Raw genomic sequence first — 21,746 nt, 5'->3', positions numbered from 1 at the left:
GGTGCCTCCTTTAGCTCGCCCCCTCCGTCGAGGGCGAGGCGGCAGGGGCAGGCGCGGGAGGCCGGCCCGTCACACCCTGTTCTCGGTGCTTGTGCGGAACAGGGTTGATGGGCTGGCAGCGTCTGCCACAACCGAGCCATGTCTCGACGGGCGTGCTGAAGGAGAGGCCGATCATGATCGACGCCCGAAAAGTCCGGGCTCTTGCGCCACATCAACTGGCCTCGTCTGGCGGAGAGTGCTTGAGGAGACACCCCTGGCGACAAGATCGGGTCGGGCCTGTCGAAAGTCCTCGATGACGATAGTCCCCTACGCGACCTCCAACGTCAGCACATGGATGTGTTTACAAGCGTGCGGTGATGCCGCATTTTCGAACGTCTTGGCACCGTGCAGGGGCGGCTTTGGTTCGGCTTCTAAGGCACGGATTCACTCTCTACGGGTTCTCCGAAAGGACCGTCGCTGACGAACTAAGACAGCCTGGAAACGTGGCGTTCCCCCTCACCGGGCCGTTCGATGTCACCCGGTGGGCACCGACCTCGCTGCATGAGCGCCGGTTCGTTTTGAGGGTACTCGAGGGGCGCGACGGCCACGCGCAACGCCGTGTCGCTCTCCGGCTAGAGCGCGCTCATCACGCCGTCAGCGGTACTGATGAACCGGTGTACGCGCCGCTTGTCGCGCACAATGGCTTCGCCCATTCATGGGCGTGGGTCGATCGAACACGGGCCTTCATCCTCGGCGACTGGGATACACCTCAGTTCGCAGGGCGGTTTTTCTGGCTATCGGTGGGCGGTTAGGACTTGTGATCTCGGAAGCGGGAATGAGCACACTTGATGATCCCGCCTCTGGGTTTAGACGGCGCTTACCGTTGCCGGCGCCCTCGCCAACGGAAGAGACATCGGCGGCAGCCAAAGGTAGCCGGCGTGGGAAATAAGCCGCCGCAAGGCTGACCTTGGAAGGACACAGCACGCTTTGTACGGGCTCGATCCGGCAGATTGATCTACGGTGCTTTTATTTAACCTTGGGCCGGCCAGGCGTAGAACCCGCGCACCGCTTCAGATGGCCGTCGTGGGGAGACGGCAGGATTAGGCGGCATCACTGGGACGGCGATCAGGATTTCCGATTTGCTTAAATTGCGATCGACGGCTGAATTGAGAGCACAGGTACCCTTTGCCGTTGACCACGGATGTACTGGCATCGGCATGGTGCGATCAGGAAAGGTCGGGTTTAACCCGGCCTTTTTGTTGGATGACGCTTTTCTTGGTCCTGTGCCAGCCGTCATTTTGCCATTTCAAAGCAAAACCACCGATCCCCCTCGAGAAGTTGCTCTCGATAAAGAATAGGCCCGGCGGACATGCCCGCCGGGCTCATTATCAAGTCAAGAGATCCGATCAGGCTCGCAGTTGCTCCTGCGAATCCCGCGTTTGCACCTCTTCCATTTCGCGTTCGCGCCTATTGTGGCGAATGGACGACCAGAGCGAGATCCCGATGAGCGCGGCACCTCCAAGGCCGGTGATGACTTCCGGAATGTGGACCAGCGTCTGAAAGTACATGACCACCGAGAGGACCAGGATCGCGTAGAACGCGCCGTGCTCCAGGTAGCGATACTCGTTGAGCGTTCCCTTCTCAACCAGCATGATCGTCATCGAGCGCACATACATGGCGCCGATGCCGAGGCCAATCGCAATGACGAAGAGGTTCTGCGTCAACGCAAAGGCGCCGATGACGCCGTCAAACGAGAAGCTGGCATCGAGAACTTCGAGGTAGAGGAAGGCGCCGAAACCGCCCTTTGCCGCCGCATTCATGGTCTGCTGCGAGGCATCAAGCAGACCGCCGACCACCTCAACCACGAGGAACGTCAAGAGGCCGTAGATCGCCGAATACACGAATGTGTGGACCTCTGCCGGTTCGAGCAGCGTCGAAAAGCTGAGAATGAGGGCGAGAACGAACGCAATCTCGATACCCTTGATGGTCGCAAAGCGCGCCATCTTGGTTTCGATCCACTTGATCCAGTGCACGTCCTTTTCATGGTCGAAGAAGTAGGTCAGGCCCACCATCATCAGGAAGGTGCCGCCGAAGGCCGCTATCGGCAGATGCGCGTCGTTCATGATGCGCGCATATTCCTCAGGCTTGCTTGCCGCCAGAACGATCGCTTCGATCGGGCCGATCTTCGCCGCGATGACGACGATCAGGAGCGGAAAGACAATACGCATGCCGAAGACGGCGATGATGATGCCCCAGGTCAAAAAGCGATGCTGCCACTCGGGCGTCATGTCCTTGAGCTTGTTGGCATTGACGATGGCGTTATCGAACGACAGCGAGATTTCAAGCACCGCAAGCACGGTGCAGATGAAGAAGACGGAGGCCATGCCACCGATGGTGCCGGTCGACTGCCAGCCGAGCCAGGCGCCGAGCACAAGGCCGACCACCGTGACGATGAAGGCCCAGGTGAAATAGCCGAGCGCGCTCGAATGCGATTGAGGCTGGTTCATCGACGTGCCTCCTTCGCGCGGACGACGCCGGATTCGGTGAAAAGATGGGGTTTCAAAACAGAAATGCGCACGGCCAAAGGGGCACATGCGTGAGGCATGAGATCAGTTTTCATGAGAGCTAATCCGCCGGCTAATTTGCTGGCGGTACCGACATCACGAGAGCGCCGTAAAAACTCTCGCCAGAGGGGCCCGGCACCAGTGTTCGACCCGCGATCCGATGTCTGGACGGCGGGCACGCTTGACTAATTAGCAGTGTCGGGCGGAACGTCAAGGGGGCCGCCACTCGCTTTGCTGGTGGATCGCCAAACGGTTGTTACCAAGCCCTGTCTTAGTTCGGCTGCCGCACCAAGCGTCGCCACCGATTCATTCGCAAAACTTATGGTTCCATATGCACTCGGCAATGGATCGGCCGCGATGAATGTGGCATGGCGTGGGCAACTTATCGAAGGCACTTACATGACCGTGATCACCGCTCCCATAACCGCCCCGAACGCCGCTCGTACCGGCGTGCTCATCATGCTCTTGGGCATGCTGATGTTTTCGCTAAACGACGTTATGGGCAAATGGCTGGTGGCGACCTACTCGGTCAGCCAGTTGATGGTGATCCGAAGCGTTGCGGCACTTCTGTTCCTGTCGCCCTTCATTTTCAGGCGCGGCCTGCGCTCTATGTTCCAGGTCGAACGGCCCGGCCTCCAGGCCCTTCGCTCGCTGCTCTTTGCCATCGACGCTTCCGCCTTTTATTTCGCGGTCGCCTACATGCCGCTCGCCGATACCATGACCTACTGGCTGGCCGCGCCGATCTATGTGGCGGCGGCCTCGCCGTTCCTGCTTGGCGAAAAGGTTGGCTGGCGGCGCTGGACGGCGATCCTCATCGGCTTTGCCGGCGTCTTGATCGCGCTCGAGCCCTCCAAGGAAAGCCTCGGCCTTCCGGCCTTGATTGCGCTTGCCGGCAGCACCGCCTTCGCCTTTGCCCTCATGCTCGGTCGCACGCTCCGCTCCACGCCTGACACGACGCTGGTCTTCTGGCAGATCGTCGGCGCGCTCATCTTCTCGCTCGTCGGCGTTGCCGCCAATCCCTCCGGCTGGGCGCCGGTCGATGGCGAAGCGCTGTTGCAACTCGGCGCGCTCGGCATCGTCGCGATGCTCGCGCATATCCTCGTCAATCGGTCGCTCAAGCTCGCCGATGCAGCCACCGTCGTTCCGCTGCAGTACACGCTGCTCTTCTGGGCCGTCGTCTTCGGCTGGTTCTTCTTCGGCGACACACCGCGTGCGACCGTGCTCGTCGGCGCGGCATTGATCGTCGCCTCGGGCCTCTTCATCTTCTTCCGCGAACAGCAGTTGAAGAAGCGAAACGCAAAAGCCTGATCTGCCGCCCGGCGGGGTTCCCTCATCGGCGACACTCTGCTACGCCGCCGAGGTCCAAGCTTGAAGGAGATGTCCGTGGCCAAAGCGATCCATTCGATGATCCGTGTTCTCGAAGAGAAGCGATCGATCGATTTCTATCGTGTGGCCTTCGGGCTCGAAATCGCTGAACGGCTGGAGTTCGAAACCTTCGTGCTGATCTACCTCAGCAACGGGGAAAGCGAATTCGAGCTGGAGCTGACGGTCAACAAGGACCGGACCGAGCCCTATGCGCTCGGTGATGGCTATGGTCATCTGGCGTTGTCGGTCGACGACCTCGACGCCGAACATCAGCGGCTCACGGAAGCCGGCCTCAACCCGGGAAAGATCGTCGACTTCAACCGAGACGGCGCGCTGCTTGCCCGGTTCTTCTTCGTGGTCGATCCCGACGGTTACAAGGTCGAATTGCTGCAGCGCCACGGTCGCTACAAGTAGGACCTGGCCGCCAGACAGATCAACCAAAACAATACCGATTATCGCGCCTATCTATTTCGCTTATAGACAAGCGCGACTTAGTCTTCCCCGGAAGCATCAAGAATGATGCGCAACAAGGGGAACGCGAATGAAGAAGCGGATTGCAGCAGCAGTGCTCGCCATCATGGCGGCAACGGCCGTTTCGGCCCAGGCCGCCGAAAAGATCAAGATCGGCACGGAAGGAGCCTACCCTCCCTTCAACTTCATCGACCCCGCCGGCAAGATCGGCGGCTTCGACGTCGACATCGGATTAGCACTTTGCGAGCGCATGAAGGTCGAATGCGAAGTCGTCGCCCAGGACTGGGACGGCATCATTCCCGGTTTGGTCGCCAAGAAATACGACCTGATCATCGCTTCGATGTTCATCACCGAGGAACGCAAGAAGCAGGTCGCCTTCACCAATCCCTACTACCTCGCAGCCATGACGCATGCGGCCCCGAAGGGTGCAGGCTTTACCGAGTTCACCAATGAGGCGCTCAAGGGCAAGGTGATCGGCGCACAGTCAGGCACGACCCAGGCCGAATACATCACCGCCACATACCCCGATGCGGAGATCAAGCTCTACCCGACCCAGGACGAGGCGAACCTCGACATGGTCAATGGCCGCCTCGACCTTCAGGTTGGCGACATGCTGCCGCTGCTCGACTGGGTGACGAAGAATGCCGACGGAAAGGCATGTTGCGAACTGATCGGCGAGCCGATCACCGACAAGAAATTCGTCGGCGAAGGTGTCGGCATTGCTGTGCGCCAGGAGGACAACGACCTGCGCGAACGGCTGAACAAGGCGCTGGACGAAATCCGCGCCGACGGCACCTACAAGAAGATCAACGACAAGTACTTCACTATCGACGTCTATACGATGAAGTGACGCGTGAAGGCGGGCGGAACAGCCCAATTTGAGATCCGGCCGCGCCCCAAGGGCGCGGCCGGATCCTCTTTTCTTACTCTTCTCTTATCGCGCGCTGCTTCGCCACGATCGCCTTGAATTCGGGATCGTCGACGAGCGACTGCACGGCCCAGTAGCCTTCGAGCCAGTCGGCCTCGCCTTCCCAACCGCCATCAACAAGCTGGCGGAGATTGGCAAGCGCCCGAGTGCGGTCGCCGGCAAGCATCCAGGCTCCGGTTGCGTGGAAGCGATACCAGTTGATGTGATCGCTTGCCCGCTCCAAGTGCAGCGCCATTCCCGCCAAGTGTCGAGATCGAGATCGCCGACGTTCTCTGCCGGTAGGTTACCGCTATAGGCAAGGTGCCGGTCGCTTTCGATGAGGCCAATGCTCCTGGCAATCGCGATCGATCCCTTGTTCGAGGCGTGCGTATGCCACTCGATATCGGGACGTCCGCGCTTGATGCACTCGGTAATCGTCGCAGCCGCTGCCGCGTTGCCAAGCCCAAGGCGCCGATAGGCAGGTTCGGTCCCGACGCAACGGGTACCGCTTACGCTGTCGGTTGCGCAATGGCTGACGACGGATCCGTCGTAAAGCACACAGAAGCCGATGGCGTTTTCCACGAAGAGTTCGGGAGAAGCTCAGCCTTCCATGAGATCGGTTACCGTCTCGATATTGCCGGGTTCCAGATCCAGCAGGCGCTGGTCGATCGGCACGAGACGGAAGCCGTCAGGCAACATCGTCGCAGCAAGACCATGACTTGCTCCCGGCAAACCCATTCTGACGCGCGGATGCGGCCGGGCGAAGCCATTGGACCAGATATCGCCGAGACGATCGGACCAGCGGTCTTCGACGAAGAAATAGGCCCAGTCGGGGATCAGTTCCTTCAGGTCGGCAAAGCTATCGCCCGCCTCGTCGGGCAGGCCCGCGAGATAATAGGCATCGCCATTGGCGAGCAGCGCGACGCGTGGTTCGACTGGACGATCGACCCAGACTTCACCGTCTATGGTGCCGTCGAGTACGGCAGCAATGGCTACGTGGGTGGAAGAAAAGTCTTTTAAGAGGGCGTGAGCAGCCGGATAGGCCGCTTGTTCGAGTAGAAACATGAAAATGCAATCCTGTTGCGGCGGGATATCCCATCCCTGCCGCCAGAAGAAAGAGTTGAGACGATAAGGTCGTCCCGTTTCAGACCGGCTTCAGCCGACCGCCGCACGGCGTTGGACAATGTCATCTTGCACCCTCTCTTCCTGTGCGCCCCGGATCGGGCGATTGCATTCGACGAACTAGACAGCCGGGCCGGACGGAACAAGCGCTTTACGGTAACCGCTTCAGGACGGCCCTGCGGTCCGTGCGCCTGCGCCATTGGCGGCTGCAATGACAGGCGCTAAAGCTCTCCTGCCGGGATTTGGTGTAGCGTCAGCCCGGAATCGGCGGAATGCATCGGAGACCGACATGTTCGACCTCAGCGGAATGACGGCATTGGTAACGGGTGGCGGCCGCGGTCTCGGCTTTGAAATGGCAAAGGCGCTCGCACGGGCAGGAGCAGCCGTCGCGATCAACGGCCGCGGTTCCGCCGCACTCGAAACGGCCCGTACCCAGGCTGCATCGGAAGGCACCGCACTCGACATCGTTCCCGGCGACGTTTCGACGGATGCGGAAAAGATCGTCGCTGCCGCCGCCGGCAGGACCGGCCAACTCGACATCCTCATTCACGCCGTCGGCGAGCGCGACCGGCGCGGCACCGACGTCATGGATCCCGCCGCCTTTGCCACCCTCGTCAACACGGACCTGACGGCAGCCTATGCGATGGCGCGGGCAGCACTTCCCTATTTCCGCCGCTCCTCGTCCGCCCGGCTGATCTTCGTCACCTCGATCGCCGCCTCCGTCGCGCGGCCGGGCGACCCCGCCTATACCGCGGCAAAGGGCGGTCTTGATGCCCTCACCCGCTCACTGGCGGTGGAACTTGGATCGGCGACGCTGACGGTCAACGCGATTGCACCCGGCTGGTTTGCAACCGAGACCAATGCCGCACTCGCCTCCGATCCCGCACTGCAGGCCTTCGTCGATATCCGAATTCCCTTGAAACGCTGGGGCCGACCGGAGGAGATCGCACCGGCCGCCGTGTTCCTGGCCTCGCCTGGCGCCAGCTTCGTCAATGGCATCACCTTGACGGTGGACGGCGGCATGACCGCGCAGATGTAAACGTCATCCTAGACAGGTTTCCCGGTGCAGCGGCTGCTTTCGGAATTCGCCTTGGCGCTATGTGCTTGGATCCGGAATGCCCGTAGATCGGCGCGGCAGCGCCGCAGTCTTTCCGGGTGATCGTCTTCACCACCGCTCGGAACCGGCCGCCAAGCCTTCGGCAAGCAGTGTGGCGAGGTTCGACGCCGGCTTGTCGGCTTTTACCTTCAGCCGCAAGCTGAATTCCGCATTCGGCAATGCCGGGAGCGAAAGTGCCGGGGGTGCGACCGCGATCCCTTCTCCGAGGAAGCGTGCTGTGCGCGCCGTAACGGCAATCCCGCTTCGCACGGCTGCGCGCAGACCGGAAAGGCTGGGGCTTGTCGCCGCGATGCGGTAGCGACGACCGGACTCATCGAGGGCTGCCGTCGCGGCCGCGCGAAAACCGCAGGGCGGATCTAGTACCGCGATCGGCAACTCGCTGTCAGCCGTGGACGGAGCATCCGATGACGATAGCCACAGCATCGGTTCGCGCAGAATGGCAAGTTCGTCGGGCGTCGGCCCCTCCCGCATGACGATCAGCACTTCGATCAGCCCCTGATCGTAGGCCGACGTCAGTTCGCGGGATCGGCCGATCCTCAAATCCAGCCGCACACGCGGGTGGCTGCGCCCGAAACGACGCAGGAGATCCGGCAGGTTGCTGTCGGCAAAATCCTGGGTGCAGCCGAGCGCCAGACGGCCGTCGGTGCTCGCGCCCTTGAGGCTCAGCCATGCATCCCGGTGAACCTCGAGAATCCGGCGTGCATGAACGACCAATTCCTCCCCGGCCGGCGTGAGAATTCGCCCTCGGCCTGAGGGCGCGAGAAGTGGCTCGCCGATCATCGTTTCCAGGCGCTGCATCTGGGCGGTCACAGCCGAAGGCGTCCGCCCAACGGCCGTGGCCGCATTCGCAAGAGAGCCACTCTCGGCGAAAGCAAGAAAGGTACGAAGTAGATCGGGATCGAAGGCTTGCATTACTTCAATGTAATCGAAGTTATGATATTAAACAATTCGATTTTTACGAAGATAGAGACGTGGCAGATTGGGCCCACACACGAAACAGGAAACCCGAAAGGAACCACCCAATGCCCATCATCAACGTCACCGTCAGCGGCAAGCCGGACACCGCACTCTCGTCACGGATCGCCGCTTCGGTCAGCGAATTGACGGCAGCGCATCTGCGCAAGGATCCGACGATCACGGCAATCGTCGTCACCTATGCGGATCCGGAACACTGGTTCGCTGGCGGAAAGTCGCTTGCCGAACAGGATATCAACAGCTTCTGGCTCGACATCAAGGTCGTCGACGGCACCAACACCAAGCAGGAAATGGCTGCTTATCTCGAAGCCATCTTCGGGCGCTTTGAACAATTGCTCGGACGGGTACACCACGAGAGCTACGTTCTCGTCCACGAAGTTGCGGCTGCCGCCTATGGTTATGGCGGCAAGACGCAGGAATTCCGCTACATCAGTGGCAAGCTCAAATCGGGCATATGAAGCCACGGGGCGCCGCTTCCCCAACTTGCACTCGGCGCGATAGCGGAGCCCCGGAAGCCATGGCCGGGCCGCTTCCTTCCTCCACCTGCCGGCTCAGCGCGCGCCATGTCATGGAGCCGATGGTTGCGCTGGTGGGTGGCGGGCCCGCGGTGTAGAGCCGTTGACAAGTCCCGCCTGGGCCATCGTCGGCGTCCCAAGAATGGAAGTTTAGCGCAACACGTTCGGACGAGAATGCGCGCTGGCCCAACGGCAATCGTTTGCCTGTGGCGTCATCGACCCTCTTGGCAGCCGGAAAATGTCGTTATCCGCAGGCCGCCTCACCGCGGAGATCACTGCAGCAGTCGTGCGAGCCCGGCTCGAAGGTCGGTCACGCAGCGATAGTCGAGTTTTGCGTGAAGCGCTTCGACGCACCCCCGCGAGCGCCTGACTTCACCCGAAAGGCCGTCGATATAAGTGATATCCGAGCGGCTGCCGGTTTCCTCGATCATGATCCGCGCAAGATCGCTGATCGATGTCTCGACACCGCTGCAAACATTGACGATGCGCGCGCCCGTGTCCCAGCGGCCAAGCGCGTGCAGCAAAGCCTCCACAACGTCGTCCACATGGACGAAATCACGGGTCTGACGGCCATCCCCATGGATCGTGATGTTTTCACCGTGCTCCAGCCGTTCGGCGAACTTCGCGATCACGCCGGAATAGGGAGACGATGGATCCTGCCCCGGCCCGTACACGTTAAAGAAACGCAGTCCCAGGCTCGCTATGCCGTAGACCTCATAGGCAGACCGCGCGTGAAGTTCGCAGGAAAGCTTGTCCGCACCATAAGGCGACAACGGAATGCAACGTCCGTCTTCCGAAAGCGGCAGCTCCTGGCTTGCCCCGTAGACCGCAGCCGATGAGGCGTAGACAAGCGGAAGCTGAGCTCGAGAATGGGCAAGTTCCTCGATGATCGTGAGGAACCCCGTTATGTTGATTGCGTGCGATGACGTCAGTTGCCGCTTGCACCGTTCGACCGACGAGATCGCCGCCAAATGGATGCAGGCGTCCACATTGGCGAGCGCGCGGCGCACGGCGTCGCGGTCGAGCACCGACCCTTCGATGAAGGTCGCAGCCTGCGGGACGTTTTCTCGCTTTCCCGAACTCAGATCATCAAGGACGGTCACGTCATGGCCGGCCTTTACCAGCCGACGCGCGAGGTGTGCGCCAATGAAGCCGGCTCCACCGGTAACCAGTATCCTTTTCAAGCCGTTTTCCCTCGCGACACCTCATCGCGATCGGAGGCGCCTGGATCTTAAGTGTAGGTGGATTCCTGAGCCGCCGAGCCGACCGTGGAGCGCGACCGGCACTCGGCCAGTGCGTCCGTGACCGGACCTTCCGTCTGGGTTGCAATCTTCCTTGTCGCCAAGACGGCGTCAAGGCTCCCGCAGCCAGGTTTACCGTTTCGCAGAGACTTGATGAGAGACAAGGCTAAGGCTTGCCCTTGAGAAGAGCTATCGGGAGAGCGTCAGGGCGCTGGACAGCCGAGGATCAGGTCTTCAACCTCGGATCCGGAGCCGACGCGCATCAGCACCGTAAATGCGCCGTCGGCGCCCACTTCGAAAAGCGTGCCCCCGTTTTCGCCCTTCTCGTTCGTCCGGGTCACAATCAGCAGGCTTCCGGCGCCGCTCAAATAGGATCGAATGTTGGACACTGCCGACCGGATCTGCGCGGTAGAGAAGTAACTCTTGTTAAGAATGTTCGCGGCTCTGACGAGATCGAAGCGGCCGGCGAAATCCGGTGAGCGCCGCATGATGTCATCCTCGACAAACGCGATGGAATCGTCACGCGATAACGACCGGGTGATCATCTGGACCGGCTCGCTCCTTCCGCTGCGGATCAGCGCGCGCAGGCGCGGCTGCAGCATGGATTTCGCCAAATGGCGCGGGATGAAGGCAAGGGAGACATAGTCGAGCCGTCGGATCCAGGGCCGGATCGCAAGACCGGCGACATCATATTGCAGCGGCCAGCCTTCCGGATCGGCAAGAACGCGTACCCCCGGCGCCAACTCAACGATGTGCGCGTCGATGAAGAGGTCGGTGGCTGTGATCTTCGGCTTCGCCCCGCAGGCCTCCAAATACCGCAACAGCTCGACCGTCGTCACGCCGGTGGAAACGCCGACATCGAGCACCTCCCGCAATTGTGGCGCCCGCTGCGAAAGCAAGGGCCTGAATGCAGTTTCCAGCTCGCGAAAGCGCGACGGCTGCGTGAGCTTGAAGGTGCCGTTTCGCATCTTCAGTCTTGCGAAGAACTCCGACTCCCGGACCCAGTCCGTCGAGCCGTCGTTTCCAGAATAAAATTGCCGGGCGCTCATCACCATGGTCGAACAACCTGTAAAAATTGCCTGCGGCTCTCGAACCCAGAGGGCATCTGGCAGCGACCGATTACTTTGCCGCCTGCCTTTCCAGACAGGGGCTCAGCGCCCGCTACAGTGATCCCGAGGGTAGATTGGCCGACATCGGCTCCCAAAACATGAAAACGACAACAGTTAATTTCAGTATACTCGAAAGCAATGCAGGGATAATACCAACTCCCCCGGAGATTCCAAGTTACATTTCAGCAGTTGCTTTTAAATGAGCCGCTACGTCATGCCTTGCCCCTGTTCGCCAGATCTTGCCGCCTTCTGTCTTCTCTGCTTCCCTCCGGCCGGACGCCACGACTGCTCAGCGCAGATCCTGTGAAGGGCGCGAGGAACGGCGGAGCCGAGGGGCGCCAGCATCTGCGCCGGCCGCCGTCAATGTCAGCGGACCGGACTTGATCAGATCGTAAAGGTCCTCGTAGCACGAGACGGTCCGGTCGATCGAAAACCCTTGCGCACGGCGGCGCGCATAGGCCGTCGCATTGCGATACTTCTCATCATCGCTGGTAAGTTCGCGAATGCGGTCGGCGAGTTGCCCGTGGTTCTTCGCCGCGAACCTGTAGTCGTCGTTGTCAACGACCACGGCCAGCCCGCCGACATCGCTGACCAGGACCGGCAGGTCCGACGCCATCGCCTCGACCACCGCCACCCCGAAGCCTTCCCAATGGGAGGATTGCACATAGAGATCAATGTGGCTGAGGAACGCGGGGATATCCCGGACCAGCCCGGAAAAGTGGACGCGCTCGCGCAGACCCAGAGCTCCGGCCAGTTCTTCCACGATCGGTCGGCGGTCCCCCACACCGGCAAAGACCGCATGGACCTTGTCCGGAAGCCGCTGCAGGGCCCGCACGATGGTTTCCTGGTCCTTCTTCTCCGTGAAGCTTCCGACCATGCCTATGTAAAAGAGGCCATCCTCTCTCGCCTTGCGGTCGCGCGCCGACGCAAACCGGTCCAGGCTGACACCGTTTTCGACGATGTGGATTTTCGCGGCCATGGGCGCCAGCCATTCGGAGAGGTGGTCACGGACAGGTGCGCTGATTGCCGCAACGCCGTCGTAACGGCCATAGACCCACCTTTCGATACCCCGGAGCCACCGCCTCGCCCTTCGGCGGTTCCAAGTGTTGTGTTCGGTGTAGATTTTCCGAAAAGGCAGGAGAGCGCAAAAATAGAGGGAGGGAAACAGGTGGACGTGCACGACGTCCGCGGCCCGCATCGCGCGCCATGCTCTGGCAATCGAACTGGGGCTCGTCAGCTTGACCGCGATGATCGTCACGGCAGCGAAAGCCTTGTCCTCCAGGAGCTCGTGATTTGCCCCCTTCCACACGATCACCGTTGCCGAAAACCGCGCCTGCCGCTGCGCCAGTTCCACGACCAGGCGCTCGGCGCCGCCGTTTCCGTTAAGGTCGTTGATGATGTGAACGACGCTGCCTGCCATCGTAAGAAAATCGCCTCAAATATTCCGCAAAGGCGATTATGCATAGCAAAGATCAATTCAACAACAATTAGCAATGTATAGATGAAAAAATATGAATCTGTCATTGGCGTGTTTGAAACGCACGCACCCGGGAAGTTGCTGACAGAGCATCGTCGCGGATCTTTTTTTCTTGTCGAACACTCGCGACTATTTTTGAAATAGGTGAAATATTCCTGTCAGATCAACGCCATGCGCTCGAGAAGCAGCTTGTTCACGGCATGCACATCAAACTTTGATTGGGCCAGTTCACGGGACCTGAGCCCCATGTCTGTGATCAGCGAAGGCGCCCTGAGAAAACGGCACATGGCTTCGGCCAATTGCTTGGCGTTGCGCGGCTCAACCAGGTAACCATTGAGCCCGTCGACCACAGTCTCGTCGCAGCCCGGCAGATCGGTTGTGACGATCGCGCGCCCCGTCGACATCGCCTCAAGAATGCTGCGCGGTATGCCCTCGCGATAGTAGGACGGAAGGACGAAGACGCTGCAATCGCTGAGATGCGGGCGCACATCCGTGGTTTCGCCGAGATAGTTCAGGCTGCCGTCCTTGACCCATCCATCAATGGTTTCCGCGGCAATCGCGGCCGGACTGGGATCGAACTGCCCCAGAAGACGAAATTCGGCGTCCGGGAATTGCTGGCGGACGAGGCGCGCGGCCTCGGCATACTCGCCAATCCCTTTGTCCTTCAGCAGGCGGGCGATGAGCAGAAAAACCGGCCGCCCGCTGGGCGGGCTCGAAAAAGCATAGTGGTCGAGGTCGACGCCAGAGCCCGGCACGAGCGTCAAGTCGCGCTGATCGGAAATCAGCCTACAGCTCTCGATATCAGCCGAATCCGCGCGATTATAGGCAAAGACCCCGCCTGCCCCCTTGAGCGCCAGTCGGTAGAGCAACACGCTCAGTTGCTTGATGCGGCGCCCGACCCACCGCTTTCCTGCGGCTTCCGAATAGACGTGGCCAAGGCCGGTCACGAGAAAATACCGCCGCTTGACGCCGGCCAGGCGAGCGGCAATGCCGCCATAGACAATCGGCTTCATCGTATAAGGGATCACGACATCGATCTGCCGCGAACGAAACAGCCTCCAGTAAGACCAGAGCGTCGCAAGATCCGTCAGAGGATTGAGCCCAGTGCGCGCCATCGGCGAGCGGACGAACTCCACGCCGATTGCGGCAAGCTGCCGGACGACATCCTCGTCCTGCTCCGGCCCAACTGCCAAGACGGAATGGCCCGCCTCCACCAGGCGCCGCAGCAACTCCAGGCGAAAATTGGTGAGAGAGCGACTGTAGCTCGAAAGTACCGCGATCCGTTGTGTCGGAACCACGCCGGCAACCGCCGATCCCGCGGCGGCAGCCGCCCGCCGTGGCGGCAGGCTGGCCGGAGAATAGTCGCTCGCGTCAATCAACATCAGGGCGCTCTCCATACAAACGTTCGAAAGATCGCACAGATCACGTCGGCATCGGCGTCGAGGGCGGGCCCCGCCTAAAGTTCGCCAGCGCTGCTTGCAGGACATCGTCGGTGAGATGCGCGTCATCGGCGTCGGCAGCCATTTCCTCCCCGTCGTCCGACGATGGCGCGCCAGCCGTGCCTTCAGCCGGATGTTTGTCGAAGCCGGGAATGAGGCTGTTCATGATCGCAAAGACCATCGCCTGATCCCCGAGTTCAGCAAAGAGCTTCAGGCGCGCGAACATCTCCTTGAGCGTCGCCAGGGGCACGGCGTTCGGCATCGCGCCGAGCACACCGGGAATAGGTGAACTGATGCGTTGCTCGCCGCTGTCGAACAGCTCCTCATAGAGCTTTTCGCCCGGCCTGAGACCGATGATCTCGATATCGATGTCCTTGCCCGGCGTAAGGCCGGCAAGCCGGATCATCCGCTTGGCGATGTCGATGATCTTGATCGGCTCATTCATGTCCAGAACGAAAATCTCGCCTTTGCCGATTTCGCCTTCCAGACCATAGGCCGAAGCCTGCAGCGTCAGTTCGACGGCTTCGCGAATGGTCATGAAGAAGCGAGTCATGCGCGGATCGGTTACCGTCAGCGGGCCACCCTTGGCGATCTGCCGCTTAAACAGCGGGATCAGCGAGCCGCTCGATCCGAGCACGTTGCCGAAGCGAACCGTCATGAAGCGCGGGCCGGAACCCTTCTTCAGGCAATGAAGGTCAAGCGCCTGGCAATAGAGTTCGGCCAGCCGCTTGGTCCCGCCCATCACGCTGGTCGGGTTGACGACCTTGTCGGTCGACACCTGCACCATCGCCTGCACCTTGAAGCGGCGGGCGGCATTCGCCACGTTCATCGTGCCGATCACATTGGTCAGTACGCCCTCGCAAGGGTTAAGCTCCACCATCGGCACATGCTTGAGTGCGGCAGCATGGAAGACGAGTTCTGGCCGGTACTTGGCAAAGACATCGTTGACGCGATTGGCCCGGCGGACGTTGCAAAGGTTTGCCGTCCGCTTGACGGCCGGATAGCGCTCCCCGAGCTCCATGTCGATCGCATAGAGATTGTATTCGCAGTTCTCAACCAGGATGAGTTCGGCCGGTTCACGCGCCGCCACCTGCAAGGTGAGCTCGCTGCCGATCGAACCACCGGCGCCGGTGATCAGGACGCGCCGACCGCGGACGAGGCGAAGAATTGCCTCGTTGTCGAGGGCTGCCTGCGGGCGCTCCAGAAGATCCGTCAGCTCGATCGAGCGGAGTTCGAAACGGCTTTCCTGCTTGGCGCTCTTGAGTTCGGTGATCTGCGTCAGGCGCGATACGGTCATGCCACGCGCTTCGGCGCGCCGCATAACATCCTCAGCGGCTTCCCCGAATGCCGAAAGCGCTTCGGTAAAGACAACATGGCGCGGCAACTGTCCACTTTCTGCGAGCGCGCAAACCACAGTCTCGAAATCGGTGAGCGCGCCAAGGATCGGAATGCCGCGCAAGGTCATGTCCGTATGCTCCGGCGTCACTTCCAAACAGCCGACCGGCTTGTGGCTGCAATGCGGATCGCGGCGGAGCGCTCTCAGATAGAGATCTGCCGCATGGCCGCTGCCGACGAGCAAGGTCGGGATTTGGTCGGCATTGCCCTCGGCGACCGGCTGCCGTCGCGTTGGGCGCAGCGCCAGTTCGTCGAGCCGGAAGCTCAGCCGCGAAGCCGAAAGGAATGCGGTCAGAAGAAGCGCCTCGAGTGGCACAACGCTTCGCGGCATATCCTGGAGGCGGTTCGCAAAGAACGACATCAACACCAGCGCCGCTGAACTGATCAAGACGGCCTGAAGGATTGAGCGCAGGTCAGAGACGGAGCAGTAGCGCCAGTCGCGAGCGTACAATCCCGCGATCGGAAAGGCGATCGCACAGGCCAGAAGATATTGCGGCCCGGTGGCTAGCAGCGCCCAGATAAGCTCCGGTCGCGTCGACATGGCGTCGAAGCCGTAGCGCAGGAAAAAGGCGGCCACGAGCGCCAGGGCTGCAGACGCTATGTCCATCGCGTAGAGCACGCGCGATCGACGAACCTGCTTGACCGACGATACGGCCGTTCTTGCCGCCAGGCGCAAAAGCGCACGGGCGACGGCGGCAAACCAGGTGAACAGATTAAGAAACCTTGCCCAGTATCTCGCCATAGACGGCGGAGACGGGGCGACGGCTTGCGTGGGCTGGGCAGCGGCCTCGTTGCGATGCATGCGACACCCTTCGATCCATAGAACGCCATTCAACCGCCGCGCCGAGAACGGACGGACGAATGATGCGCCTTGAGACGTCATGTCTCGTTGAATTTGTTTGGAATAAACTTCTGATACCGATCAGCTCATACAAATTTACCTGAAATCTATTTTATCTATGCACTGATACAAACTTTGGTCTTCGCAATAAAATACGCCAACTTCGCCAAAACTCTCGCACGCCAAAACCTGTATGTAAATTATCTTTTCGTTCTATCGGAAGCAATTTACCTAATTATATTAGAACTCAATAGTATTACTACAATTTAATCCATAACCCTTTGGGGTTAGCAAGCGACCGCTACAGTTCCCAAGGGGCGAAATGGACCGCCCAAAAGAAATAAATAAAGATTCACTTCCGGAACATTGCCACACAATTTTATGTATAATTTGGAATATATTTGCATATCCAAAATACATAACAGAGAAAAATGAAGCATACCTGTAGATACAAATCGACTAAATCTTAGCGCGACTGAAAAATGCGCCCCGATATCAGCAGCGCGCATCCCGGAACTGCTCTCGGGTGAAGATCGAGGAACTTCGACAGGACCTCTCCGACCGCCGGAAAACGAACCAGCCGGCCGACCAGGCCAGCCTGCGACATCAGCGTACACCTCGGCCCAGTGCAATTCTGCGCGGGAAGGACCTTGTGGGTTCATTGCCCCGCGAAGGCGCGTCGATAGGAGTCGGAAATCGGCCGGATCAGATACTCAAGGAAGGTGCGGTCGCCGAGTTCGATAAAGGCGTCGATCGGCATCCCCGGATGCAGCTGCTCCATGCGCACGCCGGGCGGCAGCGGCGTATCCAGGCGCAACACGGCCCTGTAATAGGGCTCGCGCGTCGCCGGATCGGTGAGGCGGTCGGCCGAGACATGGGCAACCGTCGCAGAAACCTCTGGCGTCAAGCTGGTATTGAGCGCCGAGAGGCGGACCCTTGCCGGCTGACCGACATGGACGACGTCGATGTCCTGCGGATGAATACGCGCATCGACGACCAAGTCCCCTGTCGGCAGGATCTCCATGATCTTCTCGCCGGGACCGACGACACTGCCGACGGCATTGTAGACCGAGGCGACGACAACGCCGTCTACCGGCGCTTTGACGACGGTGCGCTCGAGTACACGGCGCGCGGCTTCGACTTGTTCTTCCACGTCGGCAAGCCCGGTCTTAACCTCGTTCATCGCGGTCACCGCCTGCTCGACGCGCTGGGTCTTCAGCCGTTCGATCTGCTCACGCGCTTCTGCGACTTGGGTGCGGCTCGATGAGGATTCTGCCTGCAGCATGCCGACCTGGCCGAGCAGGTCCGCTTCGACGCGAAGAAGCTGCGTGTACTCCGTGCGGTTCGTCAGCCCCTTTTCCAGGAGATTGAACTTTCGCTCGGCTTCACTGCGCACGATCTGCGTCTGCTTCTCGACGACCGCCTTCTGCGCGGCCAAGCCATCGAGCGCATCGTTGATGCTTTCGACCCGTTGCTGCAGAATAACGGTCTCGGAGGTGAAGCGGGCAAGCCGGGTCTGGAACTCCTTGACCTGCTCTTCGGTCAGGTCACGGCTTGCGGCCGACATCGTGGCTGGCGCGTTGCCGATCGCGATCGTCAGGTCCCGCCGGCCGTCCCGTTCGGCGGCAAGGCGCGCCTCCCGCGCCTTCAGCGCTACCCATTGCTTGGCAAGGCGGTTGAGCTGGGTGCGGGCGACGGTGTCGTCGAGGACCACGAGCGTCTGCCCCCTTGCGACCGCATCGCCCTCGCGAACCGCGATTTCACTGACGATCCCGCCTTCCAGATGCTGCACGAGAACATTACGGCCCGTGGCCGTGATCGTGCCGGAAGCGACTGCGGCACCGGAGAGCGGCGCCGTTGCCGCCCAATAGCCGAAACCGGCAAGGATGAGGACAAGCGTTCCATAGCCGAGCCGGGCGACCATACCGGTATCGGTCACGATAGTCTCCCGCCAGGAGCGCCGAGTGCCCGCCGCCGTCATGGCCGATCCCCGGTTCTGCCAGGTAGGAAGGTGGAAATGTTTGCAGTCGGCAGGTTCGACGGCCGCTTGGCGGTCGCTGCCTTCGCGGCCCGGTCCGCCCGGTCGGACTGCGCGCGGCGCGCCACCTCGTCCGTTGGACCGAAGTCATCAATCCTGCCATTCTTCATCACCAGGATCCGGTCACACGTCGTGGCAATCGAAATGCGGTGCGTGACAATGACGACCGTGACGCCCCGCGCTTTCGCGTCTCTCAGCGCCCGTCCGAGTGCCGCTTCCCCTTCGCTGTCGAGGTTGGCGTTCGGCTCGTCGAGAACAAGAAGGCGCGGGGAGCCGTAGAAGGCGCGCGCAAGCCCGATGCGCTGCCGCTCGCCGCCGGAGAGATTGTTGGAACCGGGCCCGATCGGGGTCTGATAGCCCTTCGTCTGGGACAGGATGAGATCATTGGCATGAGCCGCGCGCGCGGCCGCCACCACCGCCTCGTCGGCTGCATCCGGCTCGAAGCGGGAGATATTGGCGGCGATCGTGCCCGGCAACAGCTGCACGTCCTGTGAGAGATAGCCGATGAGGCTGCCGAGCTGCGCCACGTCCCAGGTTCTCAGGTCCGCACCGTCGATGGTGATCGAGCCCGCTGTCGGGGCAATGGCGCCGGTCAGAAGCCGCGCGAGCGTCGACTTGCCCGCCCGGCTCGGGCCGACCACTGCAACGCTTTCGCCGGCAGCGATCGTGAAATTCAGCCGCTTCAGGATCGGCTCAGGGTCGGCTCCAGCGTCGGGCGAAACATAGAGCAAATCACGCACGGCGATATCGCCGGCGGGGTTCGGCAACAGAAGCTTGCGGCTATCGACACTGCCGGCCTCGATCACCTTTTCGAACCGCGACCAGGCGCTGCGCGCATCCATTGCCTGCTTCCAGATCCCCACCAGCTGATCGAGCGGTTGCAGCGCGCGGCCCGATAGGATCGACGACGCGAAAATCATGCCGGCAGTCATCTGCCCCTTTAAGACAAGGGTCGCGCCAACAGCAAGGATCGCCATCTGCAGGATCATTCTGATCGATCGCGATATGCCGCCGAAGATTGCGTTGACGACGAGGCTTCCGTCGGCTGCCGCGGTCGCGGCAGCAAACTGGCGGCCCCAGACCTCACCGACATTGTTCGTCATGCCCATCGCACGCACAGTCTCGGCATTGCGGCTGAACATCTGCGCCGTGAGATTAGCGCTGGTGATACGCTCCTGCGCGAACTGCGACGCCTTCTTGTTCATGTACTGATTGAGGAAAACCATAAGCAGGATCACGATCGCGCCGATCGTCGTCATCAGAAAGAGCAGCGGATGCAGGAGATAAAGGAGTGCGGCGAACACCGGCGAGAACGGCAGGTCAAAGAGGACCGGCGTGCCGCGTGAAGCGACGAAGCCTCTAACGGTCGCAAGATCGCGCAAAGGCTGGATATCGCCCGGTTCCCGGCCCGCTGCCGCGACCACGTTCGCAAAGGCGGCCGCCCCGAGCTCGCTGTCGAGCTTGGCCGCCATGCGCACCGCATAGATCGCCCTGATCACATCAAGCAGGCCGAGGAACGCGAAGGCAAGGAACGCGATAATCGTGAGATAGACGAGCGTTTCGATGCTCGAAGAGGGCAAAACCCGATCATAAACCTGGATCAGGAACAGCGGCGAGGTCAGCGCCAACACGTTGACGACCGTCGAGAACAAGCCGAGATCTATGACGCTGCGCCGGAACGCAGATCGTAAACTGCCGCTTGTGATTCTGTTGTCTACCATGCTGCAACGACACCGTTTCCAGGAATTTGAGTGGGGCCGTATCGATGGAAGTGTTCCCCGATGTCAACGTGCCGGAGGTTGAGTAGGTACTATACATCTGTTGTAGCGGTTGCTTATAGATGCTATTTTAGACCCCCACCATTTAACACGACAGATCACAGTTTTCACACGCTAAGGTCGCTTGCTGTCATTGCGCGGCGGTCGGTAAAAGCAACGGCGCGTATTCTGCCCCACTAATAAAGGATGGAAACATGATCGTTAAGGGAAGACCCGTAGCTGACACGCTTTATGGCACGAACGTAGCTGACACAATTTATGGATATGGCGGCGACGATAGCCTTTGGGGCTATGCCGGAGACGACTATCTCGACGGTGGCGACGGCAACGACCGCATGTACGGTGGCGACGGCAACGACTTCTTCAAGGCCGGTCCAGGCGACGATTATGCTGAAGGCGGCGTCGGCAACGACTCCTTCGATGGCGGCCTTGGCAACGACCACTTCGTCGGTGGCCTGGGCAACGACATCTTCGACGGCGAGGACGGCGACGACATCCTCGACGGCGGCGATGGCCACGACACCATGCTCGGCGGTGCCGGCAACGATACCTTCTACGGCGGCGCCGGCGAGGAATATATCGATGGTGGCGCTGGCAATGACATCATCTATGCCGGCGACGGTAATGACGGTTTCGTCAACCGCGTCAACCCGGCAACCGGCCAGGTAACGACGCAGGCCGTCGGTGGCGGTGCCGGCGACGACTACATCTATGGCGAAGGCGGCAACGACGCGCTCAAGGGCCAGTCCGGCAATGACCACGTCTATGGCGGCATCGGCGATGACCGGGTCGACGGCGGCGACGGCGACAACTATCTCGACGGCGGCGACGGCAACGACATTCTCGATTCCGAGAGCGGTCGCGATGAGGCCCATGGCGGTGCCGGCGTCGACCGGATCAGCGTCGGCGCAGGCGACGACCTCGTCTACGGTGATGGCGGCAACGACAGCATCAGCGGCGAAGACGGCAACGACACGCTGAATGGTGGCGATGGCGATGACCTGTTCTATGGCGGCTCGGGCAACGACACGATCCGCGGCGATGCCGGCAGGGATACCCTGATCGGCGACACCGGCTCAGACTTCCTCTGGGGCGGCGCCGACGCCGACCGCTTCGTGCTCAAGGGCGCGGGCGCACTCGATGGACGGGATACCATCATGGACTACCAGGATGGTCTCGATCGCATCGTGCTCGAAAAGCTCGGCATCACCCGCTACGCCAACACAGGTGGTCCCGGCACGGTCTATGCCTATGACGACGCCAGCGGCGACGTGATCCTGAAGGCACAGGATTCGGCCGGCCACGCCTTCCAGATCGTCGTCGACGATCCGAACGGTACCCTGTCTGCGGCCAACTTCAGCGCGGCGGACTTCACCTTCGCATAAAATACCGGCGGCCGCGGGTTTGAATACG

The 21,746-nt window shown here is 60.9% G+C and carries 17 protein-coding genes and 1 pseudogene; 6 read left to right on the top strand and 12 right to left on the bottom strand.

Features of this window, described 5'->3' with window-relative positions:
• Positions 1-1,385 precede the first annotated feature (1,385 nt).
• On the bottom strand, positions 1,386-2,486 hold the full coding sequence (locus OVA00_RS06660) for a DUF475 domain-containing protein (protein ID WP_034800249.1): 1,101 nt from the start codon (positions 2,484-2,486) through the stop codon (positions 1,386-1,388).
• A gap of 456 nt (positions 2,487-2,942) precedes the next feature.
• On the opposite strand from OVA00_RS06660, the gene OVA00_RS06655 reads away from it, so the two are divergent.
• From OVA00_RS06655 to OVA00_RS06645, 3 genes are all read left to right on the top strand, one after another.
• Positions 2,943-3,851 carry a DMT family transporter gene (locus OVA00_RS06655; RefSeq protein ID WP_112772589.1) on the top strand — a complete coding sequence of 303 codons (909 nt, stop codon included), beginning with the start codon at positions 2,943-2,945 and terminating at the stop codon, positions 3,849-3,851.
• 75 nt (positions 3,852-3,926) lie between these two features.
• Positions 3,927-4,322 (top strand): VOC family protein, encoded by a 396-nt coding sequence (locus OVA00_RS06650; RefSeq protein ID WP_112772590.1) that lies wholly within the window; start codon positions 3,927-3,929, stop codon positions 4,320-4,322.
• 127 nt (positions 4,323-4,449) lie between these two features.
• Positions 4,450-5,229, top strand: coding sequence for an ABC transporter substrate-binding protein (locus tag OVA00_RS06645; protein ID WP_060521016.1), 780 nt, complete (start codon positions 4,450-4,452; stop codon positions 5,227-5,229).
• A gap of 73 nt (positions 5,230-5,302) precedes the next feature.
• Here OVA00_RS06645 and OVA00_RS06640 read toward each other — a convergent pair whose 3' ends face one another.
• From OVA00_RS06640 to OVA00_RS06635, 3 genes and pseudogenes are all read right to left on the bottom strand, one after another.
• A complete protein-coding gene (locus OVA00_RS06640) occupies positions 5,303-5,542 on the bottom strand; it encodes a hypothetical protein (RefSeq protein ID WP_234824539.1) in 240 nt (79 codons plus the stop codon).
• 80 nt (positions 5,543-5,622) lie between these two features.
• Positions 5,623-5,871, bottom strand: a pseudogene (locus tag OVA00_RS39920) (GNAT family N-acetyltransferase); the annotation flags it as partial.
• Between the two features lie 15 nt (positions 5,872-5,886).
• Positions 5,887-6,351, bottom strand: coding sequence for a hypothetical protein (locus tag OVA00_RS06635; RefSeq protein ID WP_113136156.1), 465 nt, complete (start codon positions 6,349-6,351; stop codon positions 5,887-5,889).
• A 346-nt stretch (positions 6,352-6,697) separates the two neighbouring features.
• On the opposite strand from OVA00_RS06635, the gene OVA00_RS06630 reads away from it, so the two are divergent.
• The gene (locus tag OVA00_RS06630) at positions 6,698-7,447 is read left to right on the top strand and encodes an SDR family oxidoreductase (RefSeq protein WP_112772583.1); all 750 of its coding nucleotides are present in this window, start codon (positions 6,698-6,700) and stop codon (positions 7,445-7,447) included.
• Positions 7,448-7,573: 126 nt separating this feature from the next.
• Here OVA00_RS06630 and OVA00_RS06625 read toward each other — a convergent pair whose 3' ends face one another.
• Positions 7,574-8,437, bottom strand: coding sequence for a LysR substrate-binding domain-containing protein (locus OVA00_RS06625; RefSeq protein WP_112772584.1), 864 nt, complete (start codon positions 8,435-8,437; stop codon positions 7,574-7,576).
• 110 nt (positions 8,438-8,547) lie between these two features.
• On the opposite strand from OVA00_RS06625, the gene OVA00_RS06620 reads away from it, so the two are divergent.
• Positions 8,548-8,958: a tautomerase family protein gene (locus OVA00_RS06620; protein ID WP_060610274.1), complete on the top strand. Its 411-nt coding sequence runs from the start codon at positions 8,548-8,550 to the stop codon at positions 8,956-8,958.
• 329 nt (positions 8,959-9,287) lie between these two features.
• Here the strand turns inward: OVA00_RS06620 and OVA00_RS06615 are convergent, their stop codons facing one another.
• The 7 genes from OVA00_RS06615 to OVA00_RS06585 all read right to left on the bottom strand — a co-directional run bounded on the left by OVA00_RS06615 (position 9,288) and on the right by OVA00_RS06585 (position 20,276).
• Entirely contained in the window at positions 9,288-10,199 is a 912-nt protein-coding gene (locus tag OVA00_RS06615) for an NAD-dependent epimerase/dehydratase family protein (RefSeq protein ID WP_268088381.1), read from the bottom strand.
• Positions 10,200-10,459: 260 nt separating this feature from the next.
• Positions 10,460-11,311, bottom strand: coding sequence for an ATP-binding protein (locus OVA00_RS06610; protein WP_112772844.1), 852 nt, complete (start codon positions 11,309-11,311; stop codon positions 10,460-10,462).
• A 343-nt stretch (positions 11,312-11,654) separates the two neighbouring features.
• Entirely contained in the window at positions 11,655-12,785 is a 1,131-nt protein-coding gene (locus OVA00_RS06605) for a glycosyltransferase (protein WP_268088380.1), read from the bottom strand.
• A gap of 215 nt (positions 12,786-13,000) precedes the next feature.
• Positions 13,001-14,224, bottom strand: a complete 1,224-nt coding sequence (locus OVA00_RS06600; RefSeq protein WP_268088379.1) for a glycosyltransferase family 4 protein — start codon at positions 14,222-14,224, stop codon at positions 13,001-13,003.
• 40 nt (positions 14,225-14,264) lie between these two features.
• A complete protein-coding gene (locus tag OVA00_RS06595) occupies positions 14,265-16,418 on the bottom strand; it encodes a polysaccharide biosynthesis protein (RefSeq protein ID WP_112772868.1) in 2,154 nt (717 codons plus the stop codon).
• A gap of 757 nt (positions 16,419-17,175) precedes the next feature.
• Positions 17,176-18,456: an HlyD family type I secretion periplasmic adaptor subunit gene (locus tag OVA00_RS06590; RefSeq protein ID WP_268088378.1), complete on the bottom strand. Its 1,281-nt coding sequence runs from the start codon at positions 18,454-18,456 to the stop codon at positions 17,176-17,178.
• 38 nt (positions 18,457-18,494) lie between these two features.
• Positions 18,495-20,276 carry a type I secretion system permease/ATPase gene (locus OVA00_RS06585; protein ID WP_112976852.1) on the bottom strand — a complete coding sequence of 594 codons (1,782 nt, stop codon included), beginning with the start codon at positions 20,274-20,276 and terminating at the stop codon, positions 18,495-18,497.
• Between the two features lie 251 nt (positions 20,277-20,527).
• Here OVA00_RS06585 and OVA00_RS06580 point away from each other — a divergent pair, with 251 nt between their 5' ends.
• Complete coding sequence (locus OVA00_RS06580; RefSeq protein WP_113136150.1) at positions 20,528-21,718, top strand: calcium-binding protein; 1,191 nt, start codon at positions 20,528-20,530, stop codon at positions 21,716-21,718.
• Positions 21,719-21,746: the final 28 nt, after the last annotated feature.

This window comes from Ensifer sp. SL37 (assembly GCF_026672675.1).
Classification (GTDB): Bacteria; Pseudomonadota; Alphaproteobacteria; order Rhizobiales; family Rhizobiaceae; genus Ensifer; species Ensifer adhaerens.
The sequence above is the reverse complement of the archived record's forward strand: the minus strand, read 5'-3'. Positions and strand labels throughout refer to the sequence as shown.

What these genes read in the sequence shown, in the direction of transcription:
- OVA00_RS06605 (WP_268088380.1), bottom strand. Translation starts at nt 12,785, where the DNA reads ATGGCAGGCAGCGTCGTTCACATCATCAACGACCTTAACGGAAACGGC.
- OVA00_RS06645 (WP_060521016.1), top strand. Translation starts at nt 4,450, where the DNA reads ATGAAGAAGCGGATTGCAGCAGCAGTGCTCGCCATCATGGCGGCAACG.
- OVA00_RS06640 (WP_234824539.1), bottom strand. Translation starts at nt 5,542, where the DNA reads ATGGCGCTGCACTTGGAGCGGGCAAGCGATCACATCAACTGGTATCGC.
- OVA00_RS06600 (WP_268088379.1), bottom strand. Translation starts at nt 14,224, where the DNA reads ATGTTGATTGACGCGAGCGACTATTCTCCGGCCAGCCTGCCGCCACGG.
- OVA00_RS06580 (WP_113136150.1), top strand. Translation starts at nt 20,528, where the DNA reads ATGATCGTTAAGGGAAGACCCGTAGCTGACACGCTTTATGGCACGAAC.
- OVA00_RS06610 (WP_112772844.1), bottom strand. Translation starts at nt 11,311, where the DNA reads ATGGTGATGAGCGCCCGGCAATTTTATTCTGGAAACGACGGCTCGACG.
- OVA00_RS06635 (WP_113136156.1), bottom strand. Translation starts at nt 6,351, where the DNA reads ATGTTTCTACTCGAACAAGCGGCCTATCCGGCTGCTCACGCCCTCTTA.
- OVA00_RS06595 (WP_112772868.1), bottom strand. Translation starts at nt 16,418, where the DNA reads ATGGCGAGATACTGGGCAAGGTTTCTTAATCTGTTCACCTGGTTTGCC.
- OVA00_RS06625 (WP_112772584.1), bottom strand. Translation starts at nt 8,437, where the DNA reads ATGCAAGCCTTCGATCCCGATCTACTTCGTACCTTTCTTGCTTTCGCC.
- OVA00_RS06620 (WP_060610274.1), top strand. Translation starts at nt 8,548, where the DNA reads ATGCCCATCATCAACGTCACCGTCAGCGGCAAGCCGGACACCGCACTC.
- OVA00_RS06660 (WP_034800249.1), bottom strand. Translation starts at nt 2,486, where the DNA reads ATGAACCAGCCTCAATCGCATTCGAGCGCGCTCGGCTATTTCACCTGG.
- OVA00_RS06585 (WP_112976852.1), bottom strand. Translation starts at nt 20,276, where the DNA reads ATGGTAGACAACAGAATCACAAGCGGCAGTTTACGATCTGCGTTCCGG.
- OVA00_RS06630 (WP_112772583.1), top strand. Translation starts at nt 6,698, where the DNA reads ATGTTCGACCTCAGCGGAATGACGGCATTGGTAACGGGTGGCGGCCGC.
- OVA00_RS06655 (WP_112772589.1), top strand. Translation starts at nt 2,943, where the DNA reads ATGACCGTGATCACCGCTCCCATAACCGCCCCGAACGCCGCTCGTACC.